Raw genomic sequence first — 24,999 nt, forward strand, 5'->3', positions numbered from 1 at the left:
ACCCCCGCCGCCCCCACCGCCTGCCACGCCGCCTTGTCCATCACCGCCGTGGATTGCGCCGCCGCTCGCGCCCGCACCGCCCGCGCCAACGGCACCGGCCCCGAGCCCGTCACCACCGCTGCCGCCCACCGCCTGCCCGTACGCCCCAGGCGACGCCGCCGAGGCACTTAACAGGATGGCGCCGGCCACCGCCGCACTTCTGGCACGCTTCGAGCGATTGCCGCCGCCACGTGTGCGCGCGCGCCCCGTCTCCGACACGACCTGAAACAATCCCAGACTGAAATTCCACACCACGCGGAATGTGTGATTCACGTTTGCCCCAACCTATTCGATTAATTGATGGAGGCAGGCTATCCGCGAAAGTACGTCGGCGCATTGGACTAAAGTCGCAGTCCGAATAAAATATTTCTCATGACGCCGGTCGTTCCTTCGCTCCTGAATCGCCAGAAATTCCGTGAGCTCCCTGAGTGCCGGCAACGCCAGGGATGTGCAATGCACGCAACGCCAATACCGCCTCACCCAACATTGGGATATTTCTGACGGCACCGCCTCGATTCGTTCGGCATCCAAGCATGCCAACGAAAATCTACGTAGATTGAGGTATCAGGAGATGAATCACCCCACCGAAACGCTCACCCGGAGTTGGGCCATGTCTGCCCGCGACGCCTGGGTGCTGCTCGCCAATGCCGCGCTTATGCTGGCACTCATCCGTCTGCTTCCCTTCGAAGAGAAGACCAATCGCGCACTGGCGCTTGCCGCTTTCGTCGCGGTGCTGTGGCTGTCCGAAGCGGTTCATCTGACGGCCACGGCGTTGATGGTGCCAGTGCTGGCGGTGCTGCTCGGCATTCTCGACGTGCCGACCGCCCTGGGCGCGTTCGCGCATCCGATCGTATTTCTGTTCTTCGGCGGCTTCGCCCTGGCCACGGCCATGCGGATTCAGGGGCTCGACCGGTTTCTCGCGAACCGGCTGCTCCATCTGGCGGGTGGGCGCATGGGCCGGGCCGCGATCATGTTGTTCGGCGCCACCGCCCTGCTTTCGATGTGGGTCAACAACACGTCCACCACATCGATGATGCTGCCGCTCGCGCTGGGCATCCTGACCCAGCTCGACACCCGCCGGGATCACCGTACCGTCACCTTTTTGCTGCTCGGTATCGCCTACAGCGCCAATATCGGTGGCCTTGGCACGGTAGTCGGCAGTGTGCCCAACGCCATGGTGGCCACGCATCTGGGGATCGACTTCCTCGCATGGGCCCGGTTCGGCGTACCGCTCGTGGCCGTGCTGCTGCCGCTCATGGTTGCCACGCTCTATCTGGTGCTGCGGCCGCGCCTGGACCAGGCGGTGGACACAACGGCCGAACCGATGACATGGACCGGACCGCGCATCGCGGCGGTCGGCATCTTCGGCTTCACCGTGTTCGGCTGGATCTTCAGCCAGCCGATCGCCGCGTGGCTCGGCGGCGTGAAGCAGTTCGACACGCTCATCGCCCTGCTCGCCGCCATACTGATCGCGACGTCGGGTGTGGCCAGTTGGAAGCAGATTCAGGCCCATACCGACTGGGGAGTGCTGCTCCTGTTCGGCGGCGGCCTCACGCTGAGCGTGGTGCTGCGCGACTCCGGCGCGGGCGCCGTCCTGGCGCAAGGGGTGTCGGGCGCGTTCGCGACAAGCCCGACGCTCGTGGTGCTGCTCATTACCGCCGCCTTCATCGTCTTTCTCACTGAGCTCACGAGCAATACGGCCAGCGCGGCGGTTCTCGTGCCGATATTCGCCGCCATTTCGGTGTCTTTGGGGTTTCCCGAAGCCCTGCTGACGATGGTGATCGGCATCGGCGCCTCGTGCGCCTTCATGCTGCCCGTGGCCACGCCCCCCAACGCCATCGTCTTCGGTACGGGTTGCGTGCCGCAACGCGCCATGGTCCGCGCAGGGCTTGGCCTGAACGTCGTGTGCATCGTCGTGATCACCGCCGTTGCCTGGGCGTTCTGGCAGTGAATCGACCGGCGTTCGGCGGAGCCGCCACGTGGAGCCGGTACAATCGGGGGAAATATCTCAGGCAACCTCTTGCGATGATGTCCGTTTCATCCGTTTCATCCGTTTCAACGGTTTCGTCCGTTCCGTTCGAGTCGCCAGCTTCGTCCGCGCCCCCCGATCGTCCCGTGTCGCCCGACCGGCGCTTACGCTTCGGCACTGCGCTGCGCGGCGGCCTGGCACTCGCCTTGCTGGGCGCGGCGCTCGCTGGCTGCGCGGGCCCTCAGTCCGGGCGCACGTCGGCAAGCGTGCCACCGGCCGCCGCCTCCCCGACGGTGTCCGCGGCGCCCCCCGAACGCGCCGCCGCCCCTCAGGCGACGCCGCTCCCCTGGTGCGTCCAGACGTCGCTGCGCGAAGAAGATGACCTGATGCGCAACTTCGGCGGCATTCCCGCACGCGTTCGCCGCATCGAGGAAACCCGCTTCATCGCGAGCTACGACCGCGTGACCGGCAAGGTTGGCCCGCTCGACAACGGCAATCGTTTCGTCATGGATTTCGACACGCAGGGCCACCTGCTCTCGAGCACCGACCGCGGGCACTATGCCTACGACGCGCAGGGCCGTCTGCGCAGCATCGACGGCGCGCCGGTCGACTGGCAGAACGCCGACACCTGGCTCGTGAAAGGCGCCGCGCGGCGTGGTGTCTGGAAGGAACAGGTGCGTCAGGAGAGCGACGGTCGGCTCGAATGGACGCGTCGCATCATCGCGTCGGCCAACGGGGCGCATCACCGCCGCGCCGGCAGCCTGCAGGCGCGCCTGTTCGACGACGAGTGCTTCGCGCTCTCGCGTCAGTGGGAGGCGCCGAACGAGGCGCGTCAGGTCGTGACGGCCGACGGCAAGGTCCGCCCGGCACCGAAGGTCGTCTCGTATCGAACGTTCGCGAGCGTCGAGCGCAAGCCGGACGGCAGCCGCATCGTGCGCGACAACGGCGCGGCCGCCTTCATCGACGGCAAGTGGCTCGCCCTGGCCTGGGACAACGAGGTCTCGGAGTACTCGCCACGCCACGAACTGATCCGAGTGACGCGCACCGACGCCGCCACCGGCGAGCGCCACGTGTCGGAATATCACTACAAGTACGACAGCCGCGGCAATATCCAGCGGGTGGTGATCACCTCGCCCGCGGCGCCGGGAGAGAAGGCGGCGCGGGTGGATCCGTTCGCCAATGTCTTCGTGCGCAAGCTGACGTACTTCGACGCGACGCCTCACACGCCTGACACGCCGGACATCGCAGCGGCGCCGGCGGTATCGGCACCGGCCGAGGCGACAAGGCCGGCAAACGGTGCAAACGGGGCAAATGAGGCAAACGAGGCAAAGGCGGCGAACGCGGGCAAGGCGCCCGCAGACAATCTCACGTCGGCAAGGTAAAGCGGAACGTCGCGCCCTGCCCGCCATTGCCCGCGGTGTCCACCAGGGTGATGCGCCGGTCGTGCAGTTGCAGAATGCGGTGCACGATCCGCAGTCCCAGCCCGCCCTCGCGGCGGGCGCCCCCCACCGTAAATGGCCGCTCGAAGAGCCCTTCGCGCGCGCTCTGCGGAATGCCCGGACCGGTATCGCTCACCAGCACCTCGATGTCGGCCCCCACGGGCGCCACCGTCACCGTGATCTCACCGCCCGCCGGGGTATAACGCAGCGCGTTGTCGAGCAGGTTGGTGAACACGCGCTCGATCAGGCCCAGGTCGGCACGCGCAGCCGGAATTTGCGGGGCGAGTTCCGCTCGCAGCGCCACACCGCGCGATTCCGCACTCAATTCGAATTTCTGAAAGACGTCCTGAATCAAATCGGTCACCGAGAACGGCTCAGCCTCGGGCTGCACGAAACCATGCTCCAGACGTGCCAGCTCAAAAAGCGACTGGGCCAGCGCGCCGACCTTGCGGCTTTGGTCGAGGGCGATGCCGAGATAGCGCCGCCGCTCGTCGGCGGTGAGCGTGGCGTCCTTGAGCGAGAGCGTTTCCAGATAGCCGTGCAGCGAGGACAGTGGCGTGCGCAGGTCGTGCGAGATATTGGCGATGAGCTCGCGCCGCTCCTGATCCTGACGCGTGAGCGTGCGCCATTGTGTCCCGAGCCGCTCGACCATCTGCCGGAACGCCCGCTCCAGCACCACGATCTCGTCGTTCGGACGCGCCTGCCGCGACGCCAGTTCGTCGACCGAGACGACGGGCAACGCCACGGGTGCCGCATCGATATCGAAGTCGCGGACGGTGTCCGTGAGCCGCCGCAGCGGGCGCGTAATCAGCGCGAACGCCGCGAGACCGGCGAGCAGACACAGCGCCGCCACCAGCCCGATCGACCACAGGGCCGTGTTGAGCGCCGCACTGGTGGCGCCGCGCGCGGCAAACCGGTCATGCGCCTCGCCGAGCAGCACCACGTAGACGTAGCCGACTTCGCGACCGTCCACGCGCAAGGGCGCGGCGCTGAACACCTTTCGCACGTCGGCGTTGCGCGGGTCGTCTCCATAGATGGGCAACGCCTCGCCGTCGAGCAGGCGATGAATGGGCGCAAGATCGACGTCCATGCGGCGCAGATGCCCTTCCGGTGCCGCGTGCCCGGTGATGCGGCCCTGCGCGTCGAGCAAGTAAACCTCGACACTGGGGTTGACGACCATCAACTGCCCGAACAGCCGACGCACCGCATCGGGTTTCATGCCGTTGGCATCCATCAGTTGCGTATTCGCCGCGATGTGCTCGGCAAGCCCGCGCGAGAGTCCCTGAATGACCTCGGCCTCGTGCATGCGATTAGCGCGTACCTGCATCCAGGCCGACGTGCCGCTGCATACCAGCAACAGCACGGCGAACACCACGGAAAGCCGTTGCGTGAGCGTGAGATTCCAGCGGCGCATCATGCCGCTCCCACGTCGGCGCCCGGGCCCTCGGGCCCGGTGTCGCTGGCGAACTTGTAGCCGCGTCCCCAGACCGTGAGGATCCGGGCCGGCTGGGCGGGGTCGGCTTCGATCTTGGCGCGCAGCCGGTTGATGTGCGTGTTGACCGTATGTTCATAGCCCTCGTGCTGATACCCCCACACGGCATTGAGCAGATCCATGCGCGAGAAGACCTTGCCCGGCTGGCGCGCGAAGAAATAGAGCAGATCGAACTCGCGCGGCGTGAGATCGAGCAGCTTGCCGCCAAGCGATGCCTCGCGCGCGATCGGATCGATGAACAGTCCGGCAATGGCCAGGCTGCCCGCCTCCATGCGCGCATTGCGTGCGAGCGCATCGACGCGTCGCATGAGCGCCTTGACGCGCGCCACCAGCTCGAGCACGGAGAACGGCTTGGCCAGATAGTCGTCGGCCCCGAGTTCCAGCCCGAGAATGCGATGAACTTCGCTCGAACGCGCACTGGTGATGATGATCGGCGTGTAGCGCGTCATCTGGCGCGCACGGCGGCAGATCTCCAGGCCATCGACACCGGGCAGCATGAGATCGAGGATGAGAGCGTCCCAGTTGCCTTCCGAGAGACGGCGCAGGCCTTCATCGCCGTCGGCGCAATGCACGACGTCGAAGCGCTCGTCACGCAAGTGCAGCGTAAGCAGATCGGCAATATGCACGTCGTCTTCGACGAGCAGGACACGGCGCGGCGATTCCATCAGGGGAACAACTCCCGGAAAAAGTGGGCTTGGTGCCCCCATTGTGCGCAGATCGCGCACCGCGAGGTATCACGAATTGTTTAATTTTACGTGAGGACTTCGCCATCGCCCGCGCACTACCCTTCAGTCATCGATCCGGCGCACCACCGGACTGTGCAACACCTTGACGCCGCACCGCCGCCAGGCTCCCCTGCATTCATGGCGACGGGGCGGCTCCGTGCCGGATCGCCCCATATTCACCGGAGGACATCATGCGATTGCCCACCCCAGACCCGCGTCGACCCGCCACGGATGGCGGGACGCCAGGCGCGCCCCGCGACGGCGCGAGCCTCGAGCACCCGGCGCCGTCGCGCCGGCTATTCCTGCTCAGCGCAGGCGCCGCCGCGGCCGCCGTGGCCGCCGGGCTGGTGCCGCGCCTCGTGCGTCCGGCGCTCGCCGGCGACGCCGGGCGCACCGAGGAGCACTTCGAAGTGGCCTACAGCGACGCGGAATGGCGCCGACGCCTGACGCCCGCGCAGTACGACATCCTGCGCCGCGAAGGTACCGAACGCCCCTATTCGAGCCCGCTCAACGACGAGCACCGGGCCGGAACCTTTGCCTGCGCCGGCTGCGCCCTGCCGCTGTTCTCGTCACGCACCAAGTTCGACAGCCACACCGGCTGGCCGAGCTTCTGGACGCCGCTCGATCATGCCGTCGGCACACGAACCGACACGACCTTCGGCATGGTGCGCACCGAAGTGCACTGCCGGCGCTGTGGCGGCCATCTCGGCCATGTATTCGACGACGGACCGAAGCCGACCGGACTGCGCTACTGCATGAACGGGCTGGCGATGACGTTCCTGCCGCAGTCCGCCTAATCGCCCCCTCACACCGGGCATTCCCCCGGAGGCAGGCCCGCGACGGCCGGTTTCCGCCCCGACAACCGCCGCTTCGCCCGTGTTCGGGCGAGGCATCAGGAGCGCTTCATGACGCTGCTCATCCTTGCCTACTTCGGCGGGATTCTGACGATCGTCAGTCCGTGCATTCTGCCGGTGCTGCCCTTTGTCTTCTCGCGTGCCGGCCAGTCATTTTCGCGCAGCGTGTTGCCCATGCTCGCGGGCATGGTGCTGATGTTCGCACTGGTGGCCACGCTCGCCGCCGTGGGCGGCAGCTGGGTCGTGCAGGCGAACCAATACGGGCGCTGGCTCGCGCTCGCCCTCGTTGCTCTTTTCGGTGCAACGTTGCTTTTCCCGAAGCTCTCCGAACGGCTCACCCACCCGCTGGTGACGCTGGGCGACCGTCTTTCGCAGTCGGCGCATGAAGGCGATGCTTCGCGCGCTGGCGCCGGGCACGGCCCCCGCCCCGGCGCGTCGTTCCTGCTGGGCATAGCGACGGGGCTGCTCTGGGCGCCGTGCGCGGGCCCGATCCTCGGTCTCGTGCTTACCGGCGCCGCCCTGCAGGGGGCCAGCGTCGGCACCACGCTGCTGCTCGTCGCGTACGCGGCCGGTGCCGCGACGTCGCTTGCCCTGGCCCTGCTCGTTGGCGGCCGGGTTTTCTCGGCCATGAAGCGCTCGCTCGGCGCGGGCGAATGGATTCGCCGCGCGCTCGGCGGCCTCATGCTCGCCGGCGTCGCGGCCATCGCGCTCGGCCTCGATACCGGCGTGCTGGCCCGGATTTCCACAGCGTCGACCGGCGGCGTCGAGCAAAAGCTCGTCGAGCGGCTGGGTACTCAGCGCAACGCCGCCAGCAATGCGATGGTCCGCACCGTCGCCGCCGAACCGGTGACGTTGCCGGTCGAAGGCACGTTGCCGTCGCTCGACGGCGCCGTGCAATGGCTCAATTCGGCGCCGCTCTCGGCGCAGGCGCTTCGCGGCAAGGTTGTGCTGATCGACTTCTGGACGTATTCCTGCATCAACTGCCTGCGCACGCTGCCTTATGTCAAGGCATGGGCCGAGAAGTATCGCGATCAGGGACTCGTCGTGATCGGCGTGCATGCGCCCGAATTCGCCTTCGAGCGCGACATCGGCAACGTGAAAAAGGCCGTGAAGGACCTTGGCGTCACCTACCCCGTGGCGATCGACAACAACTACGCCATCTGGCGCGGCTTCAACAACCAGTACTGGCCGGCCCACTATTTCATCGACGCACAGGGACGCGTGCGCTATCACCACTTCGGCGAGGGCAACTACGCCGAGTCGGAGCGGGTCATCCAGCAACTGCTGCGCGAAGCCGGCGCGAAGCAGGTCGCCGACGGCGTGGCCGATGTGAACGCGGGCGGCGTTCAGCAAGCCGCCGATATGCGTGACGTCCGCTCGCCCGAAACCTATGTCGGTTATGCGCGCGCCGAAAACTTCGCCTCACCGGGCGGCGCCGTGCGCGACCAGGCCAGTGCGTACCGCGCGCCGGCGATGCCGCAACTTAACCGCTGGGGGCTGGCCGGCGACTGGCGCGTCGGGCCGGAACAGGCCACGGCCACGCAAGCCGGGGCACGCATCGTCTACCGTTTCCATGCACGCGACCTGCACCTCGTGCTCGGCCCGGATGCCCACGACAAACCCGTACGCTTTCGCGTCACGGTCGACGGCGAAGCGCCAGGCGATGCCCACGGCACCGACGTTGCCGCCGATGGCACCGGTGTCGTGACATCGCAGCGCCTGTACCAGCTCGTGCGCCAGTCGGGCGACGTACGCGATCGCACGTTCAGCATCGAATTCCTCGACCCGGGGGTGTCGGCCTACGCCTTCACGTTCGGTTGACGCAACACGCGGCGCAAGGGTATCGCTCGCGTAACCCCGCGCCGCCTCGATTCCCCCCCCTTGACCGAGGCGTCATCGCACGCCGGGAGCTTTCAGATGAAACCGTACGAATCACAGACTCGTTTGTCCGCAGCGCCGGATTCCGGCGTGACTTCCAGCTCGCATCCGACGTCGCGCGTGAGACGCGCCCTGCTCGGCGCCGCGGCCGTGGCGGCCGGGGTGCTGGCGTGGCAGGTCGGTGCGTATGCCTTTGGCGGAGCCGAATCCGCCGTCGAGATCGCCGCGCCCAGGATCGACGAGCCGCCGAGCGGCGCCCATACCGAGACGGCAGTGTTCGCCGGGGGCTGCTTCTGGGGTGTGCAGGGCGTGTTCCAGCACGTGAAAGGCGTGACGAAGGCAGAGTCCGGCTACGCGGGCGGCACTGCGAAAACGGCCAACTACGAGACTGTCAGCGGCGGCGCGACGGGGCATGCCGAATCGGTGCGGGTGACGTTCGATCCGCAGCAGGTTTCGTACGGCAAGCTGCTGCAGATCTACTTCTCCGTCGCCCACAATCCCACCGAAGTGAACCGCCAGGGTCCGGACACCGGCACGCAATATCGCTCCGCCGTGTTCCCGATGAGCGATGCGCAACGTCGCGTCGCCGAGGCCTACATCGCGCAACTGAACGCAGCGCATGCCTACAGCAAGCCGATTGCGACGAAGGTCGAGAAGTACACGGGCTTTTATCCCGCCGAGGCTTACCACCAGGACTTCCTCACGGAGCACCCGACGTATCCCTACATCGTGATCAACGATCTGCCGAAGGTGAAGGACCTTGCCCGGCTGTTCCCGATGCAGTACCGCGATGCCCCCGTCCTCGTGAAAACCGCCTCGGCGAAGTGACCCCGTCAGGCGTTCGCGAGCTTGTACACGCGGATGCGGTGACCGTCGGGGTCGGACGCGACGAACGTGCGTCCGAAGTCCATGGTGGTGGGCACTTGCAAAATGGTGAGGCCGCGCGCGCTCCAGTCCTCCCACGTGGCGTCCACGTGGGCGTTGGACGCCACCGGAATCACGACCTCGCTGCCGCCGGGCGGGGCAATCACCGTGGGCTGCACCGCGAAGCGCGCCCACAGGCCGAGCTTCAGCCCCGAGGGAAACACGAACAATGCGAACCCGGGCGACGCCTCGACCGGCTCGAGGTCGAACAAATCGGCGTAGAACGCCGCGCTCTCGGGGGGACTCGCAACATACAGATTGACCATGTTCGGGTGCAGCATGAGTAGCTCCTGTCGATAGGTTGGAATGACACGTCGCATCGATGGCAGACCGAACTTCCGGGGCCGTCGGGCGTTGTCATGAGCGCTATCGTACGAGGAGATACTGTCAGATTTTGTCAGCATCCGAACTCAGCCGCGAAACGCCGGCAACGGCGTTCCACAGGGCGCGGCATCACGTGTTGCCGATTGTCTCGCGCCATGATTTGAGCAGGGCGCGACGCCCGCGAGGGTAGCGCGAGGCGGTCACCGTCATGGCCTCGATGCGGTCGGCGCGAAAATGCCGGAAGCCGTCGCGCAGTTCGCACCAGGCAACGATCATGCGCACACGCTCGAAGAAGCCGAGTGCAAAAGGCCAGACGATGCGCTCGGACAACCGTCCGGCTTCGTCGCGATAGGCAAGATGGAGTTTGCGCTCGGCGCGAATGGCCTCGCGAATGACCGTCAGGTCGACGATCATGGGCGGAAGCGGATCGCCAGGGCCGATCAGCAGGGTCGACGCCTCGAGCGACGCGCGCAGATCCGAGGGCAGCACCGCCGCAATCTTCGCCAGGGCGTTGGCGGCCGCGTCGGCGAGTGCGCCGTCGGTACGCCTGGCAACCCAACGCGAGCCGAGCACGATCGCCTCGATCTCCTCTTCCGAGAACATCAGCGGCGGGAGCATGAACCCGGGCTTGAGCACGTAGCCCAGCCCGGGCGCACCCTCGATGTCCGCCCCCTGCGCCTGCAGCGTGGCAATGTCCCGGTACAGCGTGCGCAGGCTCACGCCAAGCGAGTCGGCCAGCGCGGCGCCCGCCACCGGGTATTGGTGGCGGCGCAGCAGTTGCATCAGGGAGAAGAGACGTTGTGTGCGTGACATGGCGCGTCATTATGCGCCATGTCTTCGCACGGGGCGGCGACCGGTTACTTCTGGCGCAACTGCCTGACGATCTCGGAATTGACGTCGCCCGCCTGACCACCGTAGGCCACGCGAAGATAGTTGCTCAATTCCGCGATCTGCGCATCGGTCAGCCGCTTGTCGAAGCCGGGCATGTCCTGCATCGCTTCGAGGCCCGGGAATTTCTGCGGCGCGATCCCGTCGAGAATCGTCACGATCAGGTTGCGCGGATCCTTTTGCCGTACCGTCGAATTCCCCAGCATCGACACCGCCACGTGTGGCTTTCCCGTGCCGTCGGCCGAGTGGCAACCCGCGCAAACGGCAAGATACAGGTTGCGTCCGGCCATCAATTTTCCGGTGTCGGGATGGTCCGGCAATGGTCGGGGCGCGGGTGGCGCGTCGCCGAGCAGATACGTCGAGAGCGCGCGCAGGTCGTCGGGCGTAAGGTACTGCGTGCTCAGATGCACGACCGGGTACATCTCCCCGAACGCCGAGCCCTGCGGCGCGATACCCGTGCCGAAGAACGTCTGCAGGTCCTTCACCGTCCAGCCGCGAGCGGCCAGCGCTTCCGGCGTCAGGTCGGGCGCGGCGATGCGCGCGAGCGAGGCGCCGCCCAGCGGCTTGGCACTGTCGAGCTGGCCGAACGTGCCGCGCGGTGTGTGGCACTCCGCGCAATGGCCCAGCGCATTGGCGAGGTAACGCCCGCGAAGCCAGTCCGCCGACTGCCCCTTCGACGCATCGGGCAAGGTGTCCTTGAGAAACATCCAGTCCCACACACGCATGCCGAAACGCAGGGTGTAAGGGAACGACAGCGCATGCGGGCGATTGGGTATGGCCGCCGGCTTCACCGACATCAGGTACGCGTAAATGGCGTCGCTGTCGGCGCGCGACATCTGCCGGTACGACGTGTATGGCATGGCCGGATACAACGGCTTGTCCGGGGCCTTGCCGTCATGAAGCGCCCGGTAGAAATCGTCCGACGTCCAGCCGCCAATGCCGTTCGTCTTGTCCGGCGTGATGTTGGTGCCGTAGAACGTGCCGAACGGCGACTTGAGCGGCACGCCGCCCGCGAACGGCGCACCGTCCGCGCTGGTGTGGCACGCCGCGCAGTCGGCCGCGCGCGCGAGGTATCGGCCGCGCGCGATCGTCTCCGGCGATGCGCTCGCGGCGGGCGCTGCCACCGCAGGCGACACCGGTGTGGAAGCCGTGGAAGGCGTGGATGCCGCCGCCGGTGCCGGTGCCGATGCAGCGGAGGACGCCGCGGACGCATTCGGTGCATCGGCGGCCATCGCGCTCGTGACGAGCGAGGGCATCATCGATGTCTTCGGCCTGGGCGGTTGCGCGGGCCCGGGCGGCTTGGGCACGTTCGAGTCGTTGCACGCGGCAACGAGCAACACCGACGTCAGCCACGCGGCGCGGGCGCCCCAGCGCGTGACGCGATTCAGGCTCATGGCGTATCCCCTCATCTCGCGCCTCATTTTGCATCCTTGACGCAGCCGGGCGTCTTGAGAACGACCTCGCGCACGGCCTCGTAGTAGCGCACGTATCCCGTGCACCGGCAGATCTGGTCGTTGAGACCTTCGGTGATCGCCGCTTCGAGATCGGCGCGCGCGACCGGATTGCGCTTGAGCCGCTCGATAAGCACCGTGGCCGCGTTGACGAAGCCCGGCGTGCAATAGCCGCACTGGAAGCTGAAATGATCGAGGAACGCCTGCTGGATCGGGGCCAGCGCGAGCTTGCCGTCGGCGTCGCGCGTGGCGTGCCCCTCCACCGTGCGCACAGTCTTGCCGTCGAAATAGTTCGCGCCGGTGATGCACGTCCGCACGGTCTCGCTGCTGCCGTCCGCATGATCGACGATCACCACGCAAGCGTGGCAGATCCCTTGCCCGCACCCCAGGCGCGAGCCGGTCAGCCCCAGCGTTTCGTGCAGATAGTCGATCATCATGAGGCCCGCGGGTACGTCCGTGGGACCGTGCGTCACGCCGTTGACCTTCACGGTCACGGGCAGCGTCTCCCAAGGCTTCGTGCCGCTCGCGGGCGCTGCGGCCGGGGCTGCGGCGGCACTCGCCGAGGCCGGTGCCGACGGCGCCGATGCAGCGCTCGCGTGGCCGGTCGGAAGGGGTGCGGCGCTGGCAGCGCCGGCAGCGCTCACGGCGTCCGACGCAGTCTGGGGTGCGCCGGTTGCGCTGCTCGCGCGGGTTGCTGTGTCCGTCATGCCAGTACCTCCTGGATCTTCTCCGGCGTCACCGGCAAGTCTGTAAATCGATGGCCGATCGCATGGGCCAGGCCATTCACGATCGCGCCCACCACGGGAATCATCACCACTTCGGCAATGCCCTTGGGCACATCGGTTTCGGTAATCGGGGGCAGCACTTCCCCCGTTTGCGTCCATACGGCGACGTCGACCGCGCGCGGCAAGTGGTAGCGGTTGAAGTTCCACGTGCCGTTGCCGGGGCCGTCTTCGTAGAGCGGCAGGTATTCGTGCAACGCGTGGCCGATGCCCATGGCGAGGCCGCCCTGCAGTTGCCCGGACACAAGCTGCGGCGAAATCTGATTGCCACACTCCATGATCGAATGATGCGCGAGCAACTCGACCTTGCCCGAGGCCTCGTGCACGGACAACTCCACGAGCGTGCCCACTGCGCTGTAGTAAGTCACGGCCGCGTTGTTGCGCTGGACCGGCGGGTAGTACACACGCTTGCGGTCCAGTGTGCGATAGCCGGTACCGGGCGTGGGCGCCGCGACCTGCTGGCCCGCCGAACCGGCGTTGGCGGGCGGCGCCCCCCTCGCGCCATGCGATCCCGCCGCGGCGGCCGCAGCGACCGCGGAGGTTGCGGATTTCGCGGGGGCATTGCCGCTGCGATGCGCGCCTTTGGCCGCGGGGGTCTGCGTAGCGGGGGGCTGCGCCGCCACCGCGGCGGCATTCGCGCCGCCCTTGCCGTAGCGTAACGAGATGCCGTCGACCGGCAGGCGCTGAATTGTACCGTCGCCCAGATCCCAGTCAGCTTCGGCCCACTGCCAGCGGTTGAACACGTGCACCGTTGCCCCCGTCACCAGCCCCAGCGCATGCGCGGTCCTGGCGAGCAGGGCCATCGGCAACGCTTCGAGACCGGCGGCCGAGAGCTTGCCCTCCACCCAGCGCGCATCTTCGGCACGCACCACGAGCGGTGCGGCCTGACCGCCGCCGAGCCCACGACGCCAGATCGACAGCGCCGCCGGCCACAGCCCCTGCAGGAATACCAGACGCGCCGCCTCGCGCGTGCTGTGCGTGAAATAGAACGCGGAATTCGTCGCGCTCGAGGGCGACGCGTATCCAGGCGACCAGCGCGGATTCGCGGCAAGCCGGTCCTGATCGGCCTGCGACATGAGATACGGATCGCCGCTGGTCACGACCGGTAACTCCGGCCAGTCGGTGATGGCGATATGGACGTCCGTGGCCGGCATGCCGAGCCACTTCGCCACGGCCACGGCCTGCGACGTGGAGGTCCCCGTGCCGATCTCGGCAGCAGTGTGATGCAGCGAGATGCGGCCCGCCTCGTCGAATTCCACGCGCGCGAACGACGTCTCCGCGCCGGTGCCGAAGTCCTTTTGCACGCAGGCGAAGCCCACGCCATAACGGCGGCCCGGGTGCGCGGCCTCGTACTCGGCCTTCTTCTTGTCGCGTTGCGTCCACAGCGGATGCGCCTTCGCTCGCTCGAGCACCTCGTCAACCCGCACCGCGCCCGCCGGAATCGCGCCCTGCGTATTCTTCATGCCCGAGCGCAATGCATTCTTCAGACGGAAATCGATCGGATCGACGCCCAACTGCGCGGCCATCTCGTCGATCATCATTTCCGTGGCGGCCATCGACTGCAAGGTGCCGTAGCCGCGCGCGGAACCCGCATCGATCGCGCGCGAGGCAATCGCCACGCTCGCCAGATCGCTCTTCGGGAAGTAGTAGATCGATTGCGCCGCCGTGGCGCCGACCATCGCCACCGACGGCGAGAAATTCATCCGGCCGCCGCCATTGCACTCCATATCGGCGGCGAACGCCTGGAGCATGCCGCTCTGCTTGTCCACGCCCATGCGATAGCGCATGGTAAAAGCGTGACGCTTGAGCGATGTCTGGAACTGCTCGTAGCGGTCGTTGGCGAGCCGCACGGGCAGGCCGTCGCCGTAGAGCGCCGCCGCCAGACCGTAGAACGGCATGTTGTAGTGGTCCTTCGATCCGTACCCCACCGTGTAGCACGGGTACACGATCAGGCGCTTCACGGGAAAGCGCCCCTTGGCGGCCATAGCCGCCGCGTTCTCCGAGACTTCCGACGGCGATTGCGTCGGCACGACCATGTGCAGCGTCTGCGTGGCGCTGTCGTACCAGCAGTTCGCGTTATCGGGCTCGAGCGCCGCGGTGTCGATCGACTGCGTACGGTATTCGCGCGACATCACCAGCCAGTTGGCCGGCGGATTGCGCAGCGACGCGTCGATCGTGCCGGCGTGGGCCATCCCCTGCTCGTCGAGCTTGCCGTGATCGTTGCCGTCCGGCCAAACCGGCAAGTGCTTGCGCATCATGCTCGGGAAAATGGGCGCGTCCTTCAGGCTCGAATACACGTCGTCGTCATAGGCCGTGTTGCCGCCCACGCGAACATATCGGAAGCTGCCCCACGGGTCACGCTCCAACGGGCCGGTCACGTCGCCGTAGCGAATGATTTCGTCGTGGAACTTGAGCCTGTCCTTGGCGAATCGGAAGCGCGTGAAGTCGCGATAGATCAGGATCGCCACCGCGTGACCGAGATAGGCGGGCGTCTTGCCCGCCGGCAACAGCATGTCGTCGCCATAGAATTCGGGGAACGCCACGCCGTCGCGAACGAGATCCTCGGCCGTCACGATGCGATCCGGTTGCAGGCCGTCGTCGAGCCGCGAGAGATCGAAGCCGAGGTAGGGGCGGTCGGCGCGCGTGACGCGCAGCACGAACGCATGGGCCTGCTGCGCGGGCCAGCCCGGCATATCGCGCGCACGGACATCGCGCGCGAAGATCTTCGCGCCAGTGACCTTCGCCGTGCCGTCGATACGGAACCGGGCTTGCCCCTTGGCGGCGTCCCATGCCACGGGCGTCAGGTTCTTCTCCTCGAACAGGGCGGCGAACGCCCGGCTGCCCAGCGGCGCGATGTACACCGAAATGCCCGCGATCACCGAGGCCTTGAGAAAGCCGCGACGTGTCAGACCCATGCCCGGCGCCGTATCGGGCGAGGTTTCGGGTGCTGCGCAGTCGGGGGAAGATGCGGAGGCGGCTGAAGCGGCATCGGGACGAGCGTCTTCGCTCGACACAGCCGCAGGAGGACAGTGTTTTCTTGGCAGGCGCGGCATAAGCGTTCCGTCCGTCTTGTTTTTGGGGGGACCGTCACGTCACGAAGCACGATTGCGGGGCTCGCGCGGACGCCAACGCGCTCAAAACAGCACGGCAACGATCACGGGGCCAATTCCTCAGGACTCCGTCGGAACAACGTCGCCGACGCACAGTACCCATTCACAACGCGTGACATTCACCTGCCGTGATGCGCTCGTGAGGTTCTATGAGAACACGCTTCATGAGTGACACCGGACGTTTCAAGGCTACACGCCGAGTTCCGGATTGACAAGATTGGACGTGGTGCACTGCGTGAGAACGCACGCCCCGGGCGCCGTGCGGCGGGCCGCGTGACCGGGGTGCGCGAGCCGTATTCGATCGGCGTGATAACGCCTATGCGAGAGGAGAAATGCCGCTGTATCCGCCGGGACACAGCGGCACGCGATGATGATGCGGTGCGTGCTGCCGCACCATCAGTCGATACGCAGTTCCATGCACGTCAGATCGAGCCAGCGTCCGAACTTGATGCCGACTTCGCTGAAGGTGCCGACGATCCGAAAGCCAAGCTTTTCGTGCAGCTTGATCGAAGGCGCGTTCCGCGCTTCGATGCTCGCGATCATCACGTGAACCTTCCGAGCGCGGGCGCGTTCGATCAGCGCGCGCATGAGTGTCTCGCCCAGGCCGCCCCCGCGCGCGTGTTTGTCGATGTAGATCGAGTGCTCCACGGTATGGCGATAGCCGTCGAACGCGCGCCAGTCGCCAAACGACGCATAGCCGAGCACCTTGCCGTCCCGCTCGGCGACGATGACCGGAAATCCGCGCGCGACGCGCGCGGCGAGCCACTCGCGTCGATTCTCCACGTCGACGAGCACTTCGTTCCAGATGGCCGTGGTGTGCTCGACGGCGTCGTTGTAAATGTCGCGGATCACGGGAAGATCGGCGTCGGTGGCATCGCGAACGACGATCGAGGAATTCAACGAGGAAGTCATGGAAATGCCCGCAAGCGAGATGCCGTCGTCGACGGCGTGAACGGTGAAGCCCGATGTTGCCCGATGTCGCGTGATGACATCCGGGTACGATGCCATCCATTTTAGTGGAAATAAATTTCCAGTAAACTGGAAGGCATGGATATCAACGAACGCATTGCCCGTCGTGTGCGCGAACTGCGCAGCGAACACGGCTATTCTCTGGACGCGCTGGCCGAGCGCAGCGGGGTGAGTCGCTCGAGCATTTCGCTCATCGAGCGCGCCCAGACCAGCCCGACCGCCAACGTGCTGGACAAGCTCGCCTCGGCACTCGGCGTCACGCTCGCGTCCATGTTCGAGGCGCGCGTCGAGGAAGACGCCCCGCCCTCGCCGCTGGCCCGCCGCGCCGACCAGCCGGTGTGGACCGACCCCGACTCGGGCTACGTGAGACGCAACCTCTCGCCCGCCCAACCGTCGCCGCTGCAGTTCGTCGAGGTGCAGTTTCCCCCGGGCGAGCGCGTCGCCTATGACACCAGCGTACGAGACAACGAGGTCTGGCAACAGATCTGGGTCATCGAGGGCACCATCGAGATCTCGCTGGGCGACGCCAGCTGGCGCCTGGAGGCGGGCGACTGCCTCGCCATGCGGCTCGACCAGCCGATCGGGTTCCACAATCCCGCGAAGTCGACGGCGCGTTATCTCGTCGGACTCGTCACGCTGCCCTTCGTCCCGGCAAGGAGAGCCTCCTGATGTCGTTCCCGAACTCGTCGCACCCGGCCTCCCCGGTCCCCCCTTTCGAGGTCTCGCTGCACCGGCTCGACGGCGCCCAGGCGCTCGCCTGCGTCGAGGCGTTGACCGATGTACTCATTGATTGCGTGGAAGGCGGAGCCTCGGTGAGCTTCATGCGACCGCTCACCCGCGAGCGCGCCGGCGCAATGCGGCCCGGTGGGTCATGGGCCTGCATCAACGCCGAGATGCATGAGGCGTGCCGGGGGAAACCGGACGCGCCGGTGAGACGTTTAGTTGCCGAAGTAGGTCGTGCCCGCGCGTTGCAGGCCACCCACGGCACCCGCGGTGATCGGCGCGGCAGCGGTTGCCGATTGTGCGCCGGGGGCGGCCTTCGGATACACGGTATCGTGTTGAACGACCAGACCCGCCTTTTGTGCCTGGATCAGTTCGTCGCGAACCTGGGCACGGGTGAGCATGCCGGTTTGCGGCACCCACGAGAACTCCGAGGGACCGTCGAAGGCATCGCTGGCGAAAGCCGAACCGGCCGACACGGCCAACATGGCGGAAATCAGGGCAGAGGTAATAAGAGTGCGCTTCATGATGTTTCTCCTGTCTATTGAAAGGGGCGATGCTTGTTTCATCGTCGACAGTTAAATTTTATTAGTGCGCAATTTGATGATAAACATGACATTCAATAATCGTTTATTTCTTATTCAGCAATTATCGAATTGAAAGTGGGCCGTATGCGTTTCCACGTGCATGCGGCTCGTTGCCACGGGCGACGCCAATATCTGGTGCCTCGATCGCTAGCTCGACGCCGACGCCCGATTAACCATATTAAAAACATGGTTATGCCTTTCTGCTCCTTCCCGGCTTCGGCCACGTTCGTCGGTTATGGCAAGCCTATGTTTCGGTACCCGCAACGCCGGGGCAATGGGCATCCCCTCATCATGTAAGTGAGCGCGAACCTGCTACGGCGCGGGTTCGGGTACCGTTCGCCGAACGCAAACGCCCCCATTGGGGAGCCCTCGCTTCGGAAACCGAAAGAATTGCGCAAAATTCGCCCTTCCGCGGCGCGTCGCACGCATGCTCCCGTGAACGTTGACGTATTGGGAACAGATTCCGGGAACGAATACGAATCTCGGTAGAATCCGCTCCGCCATGGCGGCGGCGTACGCCGGAGGAGACGATCACACGCCCCGCCCACGAGACGCCGGGCCGGCCCGTGGCGATCTCGTCGACGCACGCGGCGCGTGCACCGAACAACGGAAGACAAGCCTCAGATGAAAGCGCCCAGCAACCTGATCACTGGTGAAGTACGGACGAAGATCCGCAGCATGATTCTCGCCTCGGAGCTCAGACCGGGGCAGCGCCTGATCGAGGACGACCTGATCCAACGACTGGGCGTGGGCCGCACGCCGGTTCGGGAAGCCCTGCTCATTCTGCAAGGCGAGGGACTCATCGCCCGCAACCGCGGTTGGGAGGTCCAGGGCGCCGACCACCTGTCCGTTCGCGCCATCTTCGAAGGTCGGGAAGCCATCGAAGCCGAAGCGGCCCGACTGGCCGCGCGCAAGATCACCCCCTCGGCGTGCGACGCACTTGCCGCGCTCATCGAGCAAATGGAGCCGGACAGCGATACGCCGCGGCTCGCGCTCAATCGCCTGAACAGCGAGTTCCACGACCGGATCATGGCGGCCGCCGACAGCGCGGTGCTGGCGCAATTCCATGAACGCACGCAGTTCTACTATTGGGCGCTGCGTGTGCCGGTCATGTTCTCCGACGGGCAACTGCGCGCGACCAACGCCCAGCACCGGGAACTGCTCGCCGCGCTGCGCGCCGGTGACGAGGATCGCGCCGAAGACGTCGCGCGCGCCCACGTCGAGACCACGCGAGACATCGTGGAGCCGGCGCTGCCGCGCTGATGCGGCCGGTCGCGTCCGGTCGCATCCATTCACACCCGCACACCCGCACACCCCGGCGCCGCGACGGACACCGTCGTTCGCCCGGTCAGCGCACCTGATAACCGGCGACCCGCCAGCGGCCGTCGATGCCGAACACCATCGTCACCATCTCGTGCGCGTCGGCTTTGTTTTCGAACGACGTCTCGTACTGAATCACCACGTATTCGCCGTCCGGCTGTCCCGAAAGGTGGCGCGTGAAGATCGCGTCGCGGGTTTTACGTGTCTTGACCTTGCCTAGCGGCGTGCGCGCCGATTGCAGGCTTTGCGCCCAGCGCTCGGCCGTCACCGACTGCTGGAACACTGGCGCGGCTTGCTCCCAGCTTTGCTGGGCGCGGTTGACGTCCGTCAGGCCGAGCCAGAGGTTGGCGGCCTCAAGTGCGGGTCGGACGTCGCGATTGATGTCGACCGCAGGCGCGGACACGTTGCTCGCGGGACTGGAGAACAGAGGTGGCTGGGCCGAGCGACGCAGCATCGGCTCTTGCTGCGCGTACGCTGAGGCGGCAATCAGGTTGCCCCCCGCGACGAGGGCAAGCACCAGCCCACGCCTTGCGGCGCGAAGTCGAAACCGGGGAAACGCATCGGGGTGGAACGTCGGCATTGGCGCGAACTCCTTGAATCGGGAAAAATCGGTCGGGCACATTCTACTGGGGCATGGCGTCGTTCGACGGGCAGCGAAAGCTGGCGAAGCGCATTGACGCACATCGGCGCACGCTTGCAACGCGCGCACCGGCGTACACTACAATGCTCATCAAATGTCTGCTCCCCCCGCCGGTCATCGCCATGTTGACGACCTCTTTGCTTGCGATCACTTCACTGCTCAGCTTCATGATGTTGCTGATCGTGGGCTCGCTGCTACGTTCACGCGTGGCAGGTGTACGCGAATGGTGCCTGGCCAACCTCGCCGTGCTCGTCTCCCTTCCATTGTTCGCGCTGCGCGGCGTGGTGCCCGATTTTCTCTCGATTCCCACGGCCAACGTGGCGCTGGCAGGGGGGCTGCTCCTCTATTACGCCGGGTGCGCTCGTTTCCTTGGTCGGCCACCGCACTGGCGGGTCCTGGCGGCTTTGCTTGCCGGGCTTTGCGCGGTGATGGTGCTCTGGCGCTACGGCTTCGACAGTCCGCAGGTCCGCGTGGTGGCGGTCTCGGCCTTCCATGCGTCGATCCTGCTGGCCATCGCCGTCATGATCCTCCGGCATGTGCCGCCGCGCCGCCCGCCTTACCACTATTGGCTGACGGCCGGACTGGCCACCGCGTTCGCGCTCGGGCACATCGTGCGCGGCCTGGTGTTCGGGCTCACGCCCGCGCCCGGCCCCGATCTGTTCGCGCAAACCGCATTCAATGCCGTCATGCTCGTCATCGGCTCGATCGTCATGCCGGCCATGACGATGGGCTCGGTGCTGATGATTCACGATGCCATGCTCGCCACCGCCGAGGAGGCCGCCAATCGCGACTACCTGACAGGCGCGCTCTCACGCAAGCACTTTGACCTGCTGGCACGTCAGGAAATGGCGAGGGCGCTCTCGCGCAGCCTGCCGCTGTCGATCGTGGTGATCGATCTCGATCACTTCAAGCAGATCAACGACACGCATGGCCACGCAGGTGGCGACACGGTGCTGCGCGAATTCGTGAAGCTGGTGCGCGACGCCCTGCGCGAAGGCGATGTGTTCGGGCGTCTGGGAGGCGAGGAATTCGCGGTACTGCTGCCGGGCACCGATACGCACGGCGCCATTCGCATCGCCGAACGCTTGCGCACGCAGGCAAGCCGGCATCTGGTGGCGGGTCCCTTCGGCGTATGCCATTACACGCTGAGCGGTGGCGTCGCGACGTGGCACGCACATGAAAGCCTCGAGGCCTTTTGCGCACGGGCGGACCGGGCCCTGTACGCCGCCAAGATCTCAGGGCGCAACCTCGTGCTCTCCGACGTGTTGCCGAGCGACGAGACCGCGCCCGAAGCCGGTTGAACCCGACGGCCGTGACGCCCCCGGCGGGCTCGGGGTCGATCGTACCTGGCGAGGCCGCGCCACGCCGTCAGGCGCGCACGGCGTCCTCCACGACGGGGAAGAATTCCCGACGCAATCGCTTCACGTAATCCATCAGATTCGGGTGCATGGCGATTTCGTCGCGCAATGTCATGTCGAAGTGCGGGGATGCCGCGGCGGCGATGAAGCCGAACGCCGTGGCGTCCGCACCGCACGGCGTGCTGCCGAAAAAGTAAGGTTTGTCGCCCAACAGTTGCGCCGCGGCCTGGGTGCCGCGCCGGAGCAACTGCGCCTGTTCCGGCGGCGTGAAGCGGCCCGTGCCCTGACCGTGCAGCGTATTGCGGATCTTGCGACGAATGAACGCCTGGGCCAGCGGACGCACCGGCCAGGGCACCGCCTTGAAGAACGCGGCGGGCCCCTTGGCGAAGTTCGCGTCGTCGCACCAGCGCGCCTGCACCACGTGCCAATAGAAGTGATCCTCCAGCGCCTTTTCGAACATCCACGCAGCGCCACGCTGCGCGGGCGTGAGCGCCGCGTCGAAATCGAACCCGTACTTGCGCTCGATATGCAGCCGGATCAGCGTCGAATCCGCCACGATTTCGCCATCGTCGTCGATGTAGGGCAGTTTGCCTTTGGGCGCGCGCCGAAATCCGCCGCGATCCGTCTGGTACGGCAGCCCCGCGAGCTTCAGGAGCATCTCGGCCTTGACGACGAACGGGCTCGCGTCGGGGAGCCCGAATGCCGGGCCGAACGTGTACAGGGTCAGCATCGTTTGGAAACTCCTGGCGGGATGAAAGCGCGTCACGGCGCAGAGTATTACACGCCGCGCGCCAGTGAGCGAGCCTGCACGACGCGAGGTGCAAGCCACCGCCGGCGTGTCGCATCGTGACTCGCGAACTGTGAATTTATACAGTATTATGTAGCCCATTCGAGGAACGTCTTATGGAAATCATCGACTGGGACCAACTGGCGCTGAGCGCCGCCGAGCGCGACCTTGCCGGCATCGTGCGCGAAATCGCGGTGCGCTATGCACAACATCGCGCCAACGCACAGCATGAATCGCCGGACGTGGGCGAGAACGGTGCCGCCTCCGACGCCGAACCGGCGATGACGCTGGACTGGCGAACGCTGCTGGCGATCGCCGACGAGGCGGAGGCCGACATCGGCCTGCATGCACGGCACGAACCGTGGGTACTCGCGCGTTTGTTGCGCCTGCCTGGCGATGAGGCACTGCGCCGCGACGGCGATCTGCCGCCGCTCGATGCCCACGTGGACCTGCAATGGCCGGATGCGCCGGCACCGGCCGTTTTCCGCGCCATCGTCGCGGCGTTCGCCGGCGACGATCCGGCGGACGACGACGCACCGCTGCGCGCCGGGGCCTCCGTGCTGTCTGCCGCCGCGCGCTCCGGCAACCCGTCGTGCAACGCGTCGTGAGCGGCGCGTGCGACATGGACGAACGCAACCAGGCTAACGAGGGTCAGGCAAGTGCAAGATTTCGCGGTCGACGAGGCTAACGATTCCTTCCGCGAGGCGCCGGATCCGGACGCGCTGGCGCGCTCGCTGCCCGCAGCGATGGTCTTCGTCGATCTCGAGACAACGGGCGGCAATGCGCTGGAGGATCGCATCACGGAGATCGGCGTCGTCGAAGTCGGCCCGCATGGAATCGAGCAGTGGAGCACCCTGCTCGATCCGGCCGAGCCAATTCCGCCCTTCATCCAGCAACTCACGGGTATCACCAACGAAATGGTGCGTGGCCAGCCGTCTTTCGCCACGTTGGCGCAGGGGCTCGCCGAACGCCTTCACGGCAAGCTGTTCGTCGCGCACAACGCCCGCTTCGATTACGGTTTTCTCAAGAACGAATTCAAGCGCGCAGGCATTGCATTTCAGGCCGACGTCCTTTGCACGGTGCGCTTGTCTCGCCTTCTGTTCCCTTCGGCCGCCCGTCACGGGCTCGATGCCCTCATCGCCCGATTCGGCCTCACACCGATGGGTCGCCACCGCGCACTTGCCGACGCCGAACTGCTCTGGCAGTTCTGGCAGAAGCTCCACACGATCTACGCCCCCGAGCTGATCGAGCAGGCCGTCCAGCGCGTCACGAAGCGATCGAGCCAACCTCCCCAGTTGCCGGACGAAGCCATCGACGCGCTGCCGAGCCGCCCTGGCGTGTATCTCTTCTACGGCGAAGGCGATACGCTTCTCTACGTCGGCAAGAGCGTCGACATTCGCGCGCGGGTACGCTCGCATTTCTCCAGCGATCACCAGGTCGCGAAAGACCTGCGGATCTCGCAGGAGATCCGTCGCGTGGAAGCCCGGCCGACAGTGGGGGAACTGGGGGCATTGCTGCTCGAATCGCAGCTCGTCAAGCAGTTGCAACCGGTGCACAACCGCATGCTTCGTCGCGCATCCAGCCTCTACAGCTGGCAATTCCCGCCCGACACCGATACGCCGCGACTGGTGAGCGCGAAGACCGTCGACTTCGCCGATGCCCAGGCGTTGTTCGGTACGTTTTCATCTCGCACTCGCGCGGAGAGCGCCCTTCGTGCACTGGCCGACGAGCACCGCCTTTGCTGCGCGCAACTCGGACTCGAGAAGATCGCGCCCGGACGCCCCTGCTTCGGCTATCAGGTCAAGCGATGCGATGGCGTCTGCGTGGGCGAGGCGTCGCTTGAGGCGCACAACGAGCGCGTCCGCGAGGCGCTCGCCACGCTGCAACTGGAAACGTGGCCGTACGACGGCCCCATCGCCATCGAAGAGCATGGCCCCGGCGAACACGCGGCCGAGACGGCCTATCACGTCATCGACCGTTGGCAGTATCTGGGCAGCGTGACATCCGCCGACGCCCTCGACGGTCTGCTCGAACGCATGCCGGCCGTGACCGGCTTCGACCCCGACATCTACCGGCTGCTCGGCAGACGTCTTGCCGCTTCGGCGACGGGTCACTTCGCCGGGAAGCCCGGGAGTGTCGACAATCGCCGCGCACGCAGCGGGCGACCGGTCGGAACGACCGGGGGTGTCTCGGGAGGCGCTGCTGTTGAGGGCGCGGTTGAGAGCGCGGTTGAGAGCATGATTGAGCGCGCGGCAGGAAGCGCGGCGGCGAGCGCGGGCACGGGAAATGAAGATGCCGGCCGAAACGGCGAAGCACGCGCACCGGCGACGCGCAAACCGCTCGCGCCGCTGGTCGTCCTGCACCTCATCCGGCCGACCTTTCGGCTGAGTCCGGACGATCCTCCCGAAGCCGTCGCGCCAAAACCACGCAGTATGGCGTTGCAGCGTCGCCGCCAGCCGTGTCCGGAAGATCCGGCACAGCTGCGCCTTCCCTTCGACGCACACTGACCCGAAGGCCGCTGTCGGCCGCCACAGTCCGCCCCATCCAGGCCATCCAGGCCTTTCCCGTGCGCCCGCCCGTCCGGGCTTTCCTCGCTCACCCCTGGCTTGCCTGAGCGCGCTCCTCGCGTGCCGCGCTCCCGGCGGCGTGTTTTATTTCTCCCCCGCGTCACCTAGGCAAAACCCGCCTTTGCACCGCGGGGAATGAGCATATAAATATTAAGTATTTGCAAGGCGCATGCTTA

General features: G+C 66.4%; 22 protein-coding genes and 1 pseudogene. 11 read left to right on the forward strand and 12 right to left on the reverse strand.

Features of this window, described 5'->3' with window-relative positions:
- Positions 1-312, reverse strand: a 312-nt coding sequence (locus W930_RS27585) for an ESPR domain-containing protein (protein WP_036655971.1), incomplete at its 3' end; no start/stop codon positions are given.
- Positions 313-649: 337 nt separating this feature from the next.
- Here W930_RS27585 and W930_RS0114995 point away from each other — a divergent pair.
- Together W930_RS0114995 and W930_RS0115000 are read left to right on the forward strand one after the other, a co-directional pair.
- Positions 650-1,990, forward strand: a complete 1,341-nt coding sequence (locus W930_RS0114995) for a DASS family sodium-coupled anion symporter (protein WP_025250446.1) — start codon at positions 650-652, stop codon at positions 1,988-1,990.
- Positions 1,991-2,154: 164 nt separating this feature from the next.
- Positions 2,155-3,390, forward strand: coding sequence for a hypothetical protein (locus tag W930_RS0115000; protein WP_023871982.1), 1,236 nt, complete (start codon positions 2,155-2,157; stop codon positions 3,388-3,390).
- Here the strand turns inward: W930_RS0115000 and W930_RS0115005 are convergent.
- Both W930_RS0115005 and W930_RS0115010 read right to left on the reverse strand, forming a co-directional pair.
- On the reverse strand, positions 3,374-4,864 hold the full coding sequence (locus W930_RS0115005; protein WP_024788876.1) for a HAMP domain-containing sensor histidine kinase: 1,491 nt from the start codon (positions 4,862-4,864) through the stop codon (positions 3,374-3,376). The two genes, W930_RS0115000 and W930_RS0115005, sit on opposite strands and share 17 nt — an antisense overlap.
- Entirely contained in the window at positions 4,861-5,604 is a 744-nt protein-coding gene (locus tag W930_RS0115010; RefSeq protein ID WP_023594855.1) for a response regulator transcription factor, read from the reverse strand. Before W930_RS0115010 ends, W930_RS0115005 begins: the two co-directional genes overlap by 4 nt.
- A gap of 251 nt (positions 5,605-5,855) precedes the next feature.
- On the opposite strand from W930_RS0115010, the gene msrB reads away from it, so the two are divergent.
- From msrB to msrA, 3 genes are all read left to right on the forward strand, one after another.
- The gene (gene msrB, locus W930_RS0115015; RefSeq protein WP_023871983.1) at positions 5,856-6,461 is read left to right on the forward strand and encodes a peptide-methionine (R)-S-oxide reductase MsrB; all 606 of its coding nucleotides are present in this window, start codon (positions 5,856-5,858) and stop codon (positions 6,459-6,461) included.
- A 108-nt stretch (positions 6,462-6,569) separates the two neighbouring features.
- Positions 6,570-8,339: a cytochrome c biogenesis protein DipZ gene (locus W930_RS0115020; RefSeq protein WP_023871984.1), complete on the forward strand. Its 1,770-nt coding sequence runs from the start codon at positions 6,570-6,572 to the stop codon at positions 8,337-8,339.
- 96 nt (positions 8,340-8,435) lie between these two features.
- Entirely contained in the window at positions 8,436-9,224 is a 789-nt protein-coding gene (msrA, locus tag W930_RS0115025) for a peptide-methionine (S)-S-oxide reductase MsrA (RefSeq protein ID WP_024788875.1), read from the forward strand.
- A gap of 5 nt (positions 9,225-9,229) precedes the next feature.
- Here the strand turns inward: msrA and W930_RS0115030 are convergent, their stop codons facing one another.
- The 6 genes from W930_RS0115030 to W930_RS0115055 all read right to left on the reverse strand — a co-directional run bounded on the left by W930_RS0115030 (position 9,230) and on the right by W930_RS0115055 (position 16,787).
- Positions 9,230-9,601, reverse strand: coding sequence for a VOC family protein (locus tag W930_RS0115030; RefSeq protein ID WP_023594851.1), 372 nt, complete (start codon positions 9,599-9,601; stop codon positions 9,230-9,232).
- Positions 9,602-9,773: 172 nt separating this feature from the next.
- Positions 9,774-10,457, reverse strand: a complete 684-nt coding sequence (locus W930_RS0115035; protein ID WP_023594850.1) for a YafY family protein — start codon at positions 10,455-10,457, stop codon at positions 9,774-9,776.
- 44 nt (positions 10,458-10,501) lie between these two features.
- Positions 10,502-11,764, reverse strand: coding sequence for a cytochrome c (locus W930_RS0115040; protein WP_028731076.1), 1,263 nt, complete (start codon positions 11,762-11,764; stop codon positions 10,502-10,504).
- Between the two features lie 185 nt (positions 11,765-11,949).
- A complete protein-coding gene (locus W930_RS27590) occupies positions 11,950-12,690 on the reverse strand; it encodes a (2Fe-2S)-binding protein (protein WP_023594847.1) in 741 nt (246 codons plus the stop codon).
- Entirely contained in the window at positions 12,687-15,680 is a 2,994-nt protein-coding gene (locus W930_RS0115050; RefSeq protein ID WP_023871988.1) for a xanthine dehydrogenase family protein molybdopterin-binding subunit, read from the reverse strand. Before W930_RS0115050 ends, W930_RS27590 begins: the two co-directional genes overlap by 4 nt.
- A gap of 591 nt (positions 15,681-16,271) precedes the next feature.
- Positions 16,272-16,787, reverse strand: coding sequence for a GNAT family N-acetyltransferase (locus W930_RS0115055; RefSeq protein ID WP_029754745.1), 516 nt, complete (start codon positions 16,785-16,787; stop codon positions 16,272-16,274).
- Between the two features lie 135 nt (positions 16,788-16,922).
- Between W930_RS0115055 and W930_RS0115060 the strand changes: the two genes are divergently transcribed.
- Complete coding sequence (locus tag W930_RS0115060) at positions 16,923-17,513, forward strand: XRE family transcriptional regulator (protein WP_023594844.1); 591 nt, start codon at positions 16,923-16,925, stop codon at positions 17,511-17,513.
- A pseudogene (locus tag W930_RS30850) lies at positions 17,513-17,698 on the forward strand (hypothetical protein); the annotation flags it as partial. The gene W930_RS0115060 and the pseudogene W930_RS30850, both read left to right, overlap by 1 nt.
- Positions 17,699-17,782: 84 nt before the next feature.
- Here the strand turns inward: W930_RS30850 and W930_RS27595 are convergent.
- Entirely contained in the window at positions 17,783-18,091 is a 309-nt protein-coding gene (locus tag W930_RS27595; RefSeq protein WP_023594843.1) for a DUF4148 domain-containing protein, read from the reverse strand.
- A gap of 684 nt (positions 18,092-18,775) precedes the next feature.
- Here W930_RS27595 and W930_RS0115070 point away from each other — a divergent pair.
- Positions 18,776-19,414 carry a GntR family transcriptional regulator gene (locus W930_RS0115070; RefSeq protein ID WP_023871991.1) on the forward strand — a complete coding sequence of 213 codons (639 nt, stop codon included), beginning with the start codon at positions 18,776-18,778 and terminating at the stop codon, positions 19,412-19,414.
- Between the two features lie 85 nt (positions 19,415-19,499).
- Here W930_RS0115070 and W930_RS0115075 read toward each other — a convergent pair whose 3' ends face one another.
- On the reverse strand, positions 19,500-20,051 hold the full coding sequence (locus W930_RS0115075; protein WP_023871992.1) for a DUF4019 domain-containing protein: 552 nt from the start codon (positions 20,049-20,051) through the stop codon (positions 19,500-19,502).
- Positions 20,052-20,233: 182 nt separating this feature from the next.
- Between W930_RS0115075 and W930_RS0115080 the strand changes: the two genes are divergently transcribed.
- The gene (locus W930_RS0115080) at positions 20,234-21,412 is read left to right on the forward strand and encodes a GGDEF domain-containing protein (RefSeq protein ID WP_023871993.1); all 1,179 of its coding nucleotides are present in this window, start codon (positions 20,234-20,236) and stop codon (positions 21,410-21,412) included.
- A gap of 67 nt (positions 21,413-21,479) precedes the next feature.
- Here W930_RS0115080 and W930_RS0115085 read toward each other — a convergent pair whose 3' ends face one another.
- Positions 21,480-22,199: a glutathione S-transferase family protein gene (locus W930_RS0115085; protein WP_023871994.1), complete on the reverse strand. Its 720-nt coding sequence runs from the start codon at positions 22,197-22,199 to the stop codon at positions 21,480-21,482.
- A 173-nt stretch (positions 22,200-22,372) separates the two neighbouring features.
- Here W930_RS0115085 and W930_RS0115090 point away from each other — a divergent pair, with 173 nt between their 5' ends.
- Together W930_RS0115090 and W930_RS27600 are read left to right on the forward strand one after the other, a co-directional pair.
- Positions 22,373-22,864: a DUF2471 family protein gene (locus W930_RS0115090; protein WP_024788871.1), complete on the forward strand. Its 492-nt coding sequence runs from the start codon at positions 22,373-22,375 to the stop codon at positions 22,862-22,864.
- Positions 22,865-22,915: 51 nt separating this feature from the next.
- Positions 22,916-24,763: a 3'-5' exonuclease family protein gene (locus W930_RS27600; protein WP_023871996.1), complete on the forward strand. Its 1,848-nt coding sequence runs from the start codon at positions 22,916-22,918 to the stop codon at positions 24,761-24,763.
- Positions 24,764-24,999 lie beyond the last annotated feature (236 nt).

It is taken from the genome of Pandoraea sp. E26, assembly GCF_000681415.1.
Lineage (GTDB): Bacteria > Pseudomonadota > Gammaproteobacteria > Burkholderiales > Burkholderiaceae > Pandoraea > Pandoraea pnomenusa.

Excerpts from the sequence above, each read along its gene's own strand:
- W930_RS0114995 (WP_025250446.1), top strand. The coding sequence starts at position 650 with ATGTCTGCCCGCGACGCCTGGGTGCTGCTCGCCAATGCCGCGCTTATG.
- W930_RS0115005 (WP_024788876.1), bottom strand. The coding sequence starts at position 4,864 with ATGATGCGCCGCTGGAATCTCACGCTCACGCAACGGCTTTCCGTGGTG.
- W930_RS0115010 (WP_023594855.1), bottom strand. The coding sequence starts at position 5,604 with ATGGAATCGCCGCGCCGTGTCCTGCTCGTCGAAGACGACGTGCATATT.
- msrB (WP_023871983.1), top strand. The coding sequence starts at position 5,856 with ATGCGATTGCCCACCCCAGACCCGCGTCGACCCGCCACGGATGGCGGG.
- W930_RS0115020 (WP_023871984.1), top strand. The coding sequence starts at position 6,570 with ATGACGCTGCTCATCCTTGCCTACTTCGGCGGGATTCTGACGATCGTC.
- msrA (WP_024788875.1), top strand. The coding sequence starts at position 8,436 with ATGAAACCGTACGAATCACAGACTCGTTTGTCCGCAGCGCCGGATTCC.
- W930_RS0115030 (WP_023594851.1), bottom strand. The coding sequence starts at position 9,601 with ATGCTGCACCCGAACATGGTCAATCTGTATGTTGCGAGTCCCCCCGAG.
- W930_RS0115035 (WP_023594850.1), bottom strand. The coding sequence starts at position 10,457 with ATGTCACGCACACAACGTCTCTTCTCCCTGATGCAACTGCTGCGCCGC.
- W930_RS0115040 (WP_028731076.1), bottom strand. The coding sequence starts at position 11,764 with ATGGCCGCCGATGCACCGAATGCGTCCGCGGCGTCCTCCGCTGCATCG.
- W930_RS27590 (WP_023594847.1), bottom strand. The coding sequence starts at position 12,690 with ATGACGGACACAGCAACCCGCGCGAGCAGCGCAACCGGCGCACCCCAG.
- W930_RS0115050 (WP_023871988.1), bottom strand. The coding sequence starts at position 15,680 with ATGGGTCTGACACGTCGCGGCTTTCTCAAGGCCTCGGTGATCGCGGGC.
- W930_RS0115055 (WP_029754745.1), bottom strand. The coding sequence starts at position 16,787 with ATGACTTCCTCGTTGAATTCCTCGATCGTCGTTCGCGATGCCACCGAC.
- W930_RS0115060 (WP_023594844.1), top strand. The coding sequence starts at position 16,923 with ATGGATATCAACGAACGCATTGCCCGTCGTGTGCGCGAACTGCGCAGC.
- W930_RS27595 (WP_023594843.1), bottom strand. The coding sequence starts at position 18,091 with ATGAAGCGCACTCTTATTACCTCTGCCCTGATTTCCGCCATGTTGGCC.
- W930_RS0115070 (WP_023871991.1), top strand. The coding sequence starts at position 18,776 with ATGAAAGCGCCCAGCAACCTGATCACTGGTGAAGTACGGACGAAGATC.
- W930_RS0115075 (WP_023871992.1), bottom strand. The coding sequence starts at position 20,051 with ATGCCGACGTTCCACCCCGATGCGTTTCCCCGGTTTCGACTTCGCGCC.
- W930_RS0115080 (WP_023871993.1), top strand. The coding sequence starts at position 20,234 with ATGTTGACGACCTCTTTGCTTGCGATCACTTCACTGCTCAGCTTCATG.
- W930_RS0115085 (WP_023871994.1), bottom strand. The coding sequence starts at position 22,199 with ATGCTGACCCTGTACACGTTCGGCCCGGCATTCGGGCTCCCCGACGCG.
- W930_RS0115090 (WP_024788871.1), top strand. The coding sequence starts at position 22,373 with ATGGAAATCATCGACTGGGACCAACTGGCGCTGAGCGCCGCCGAGCGC.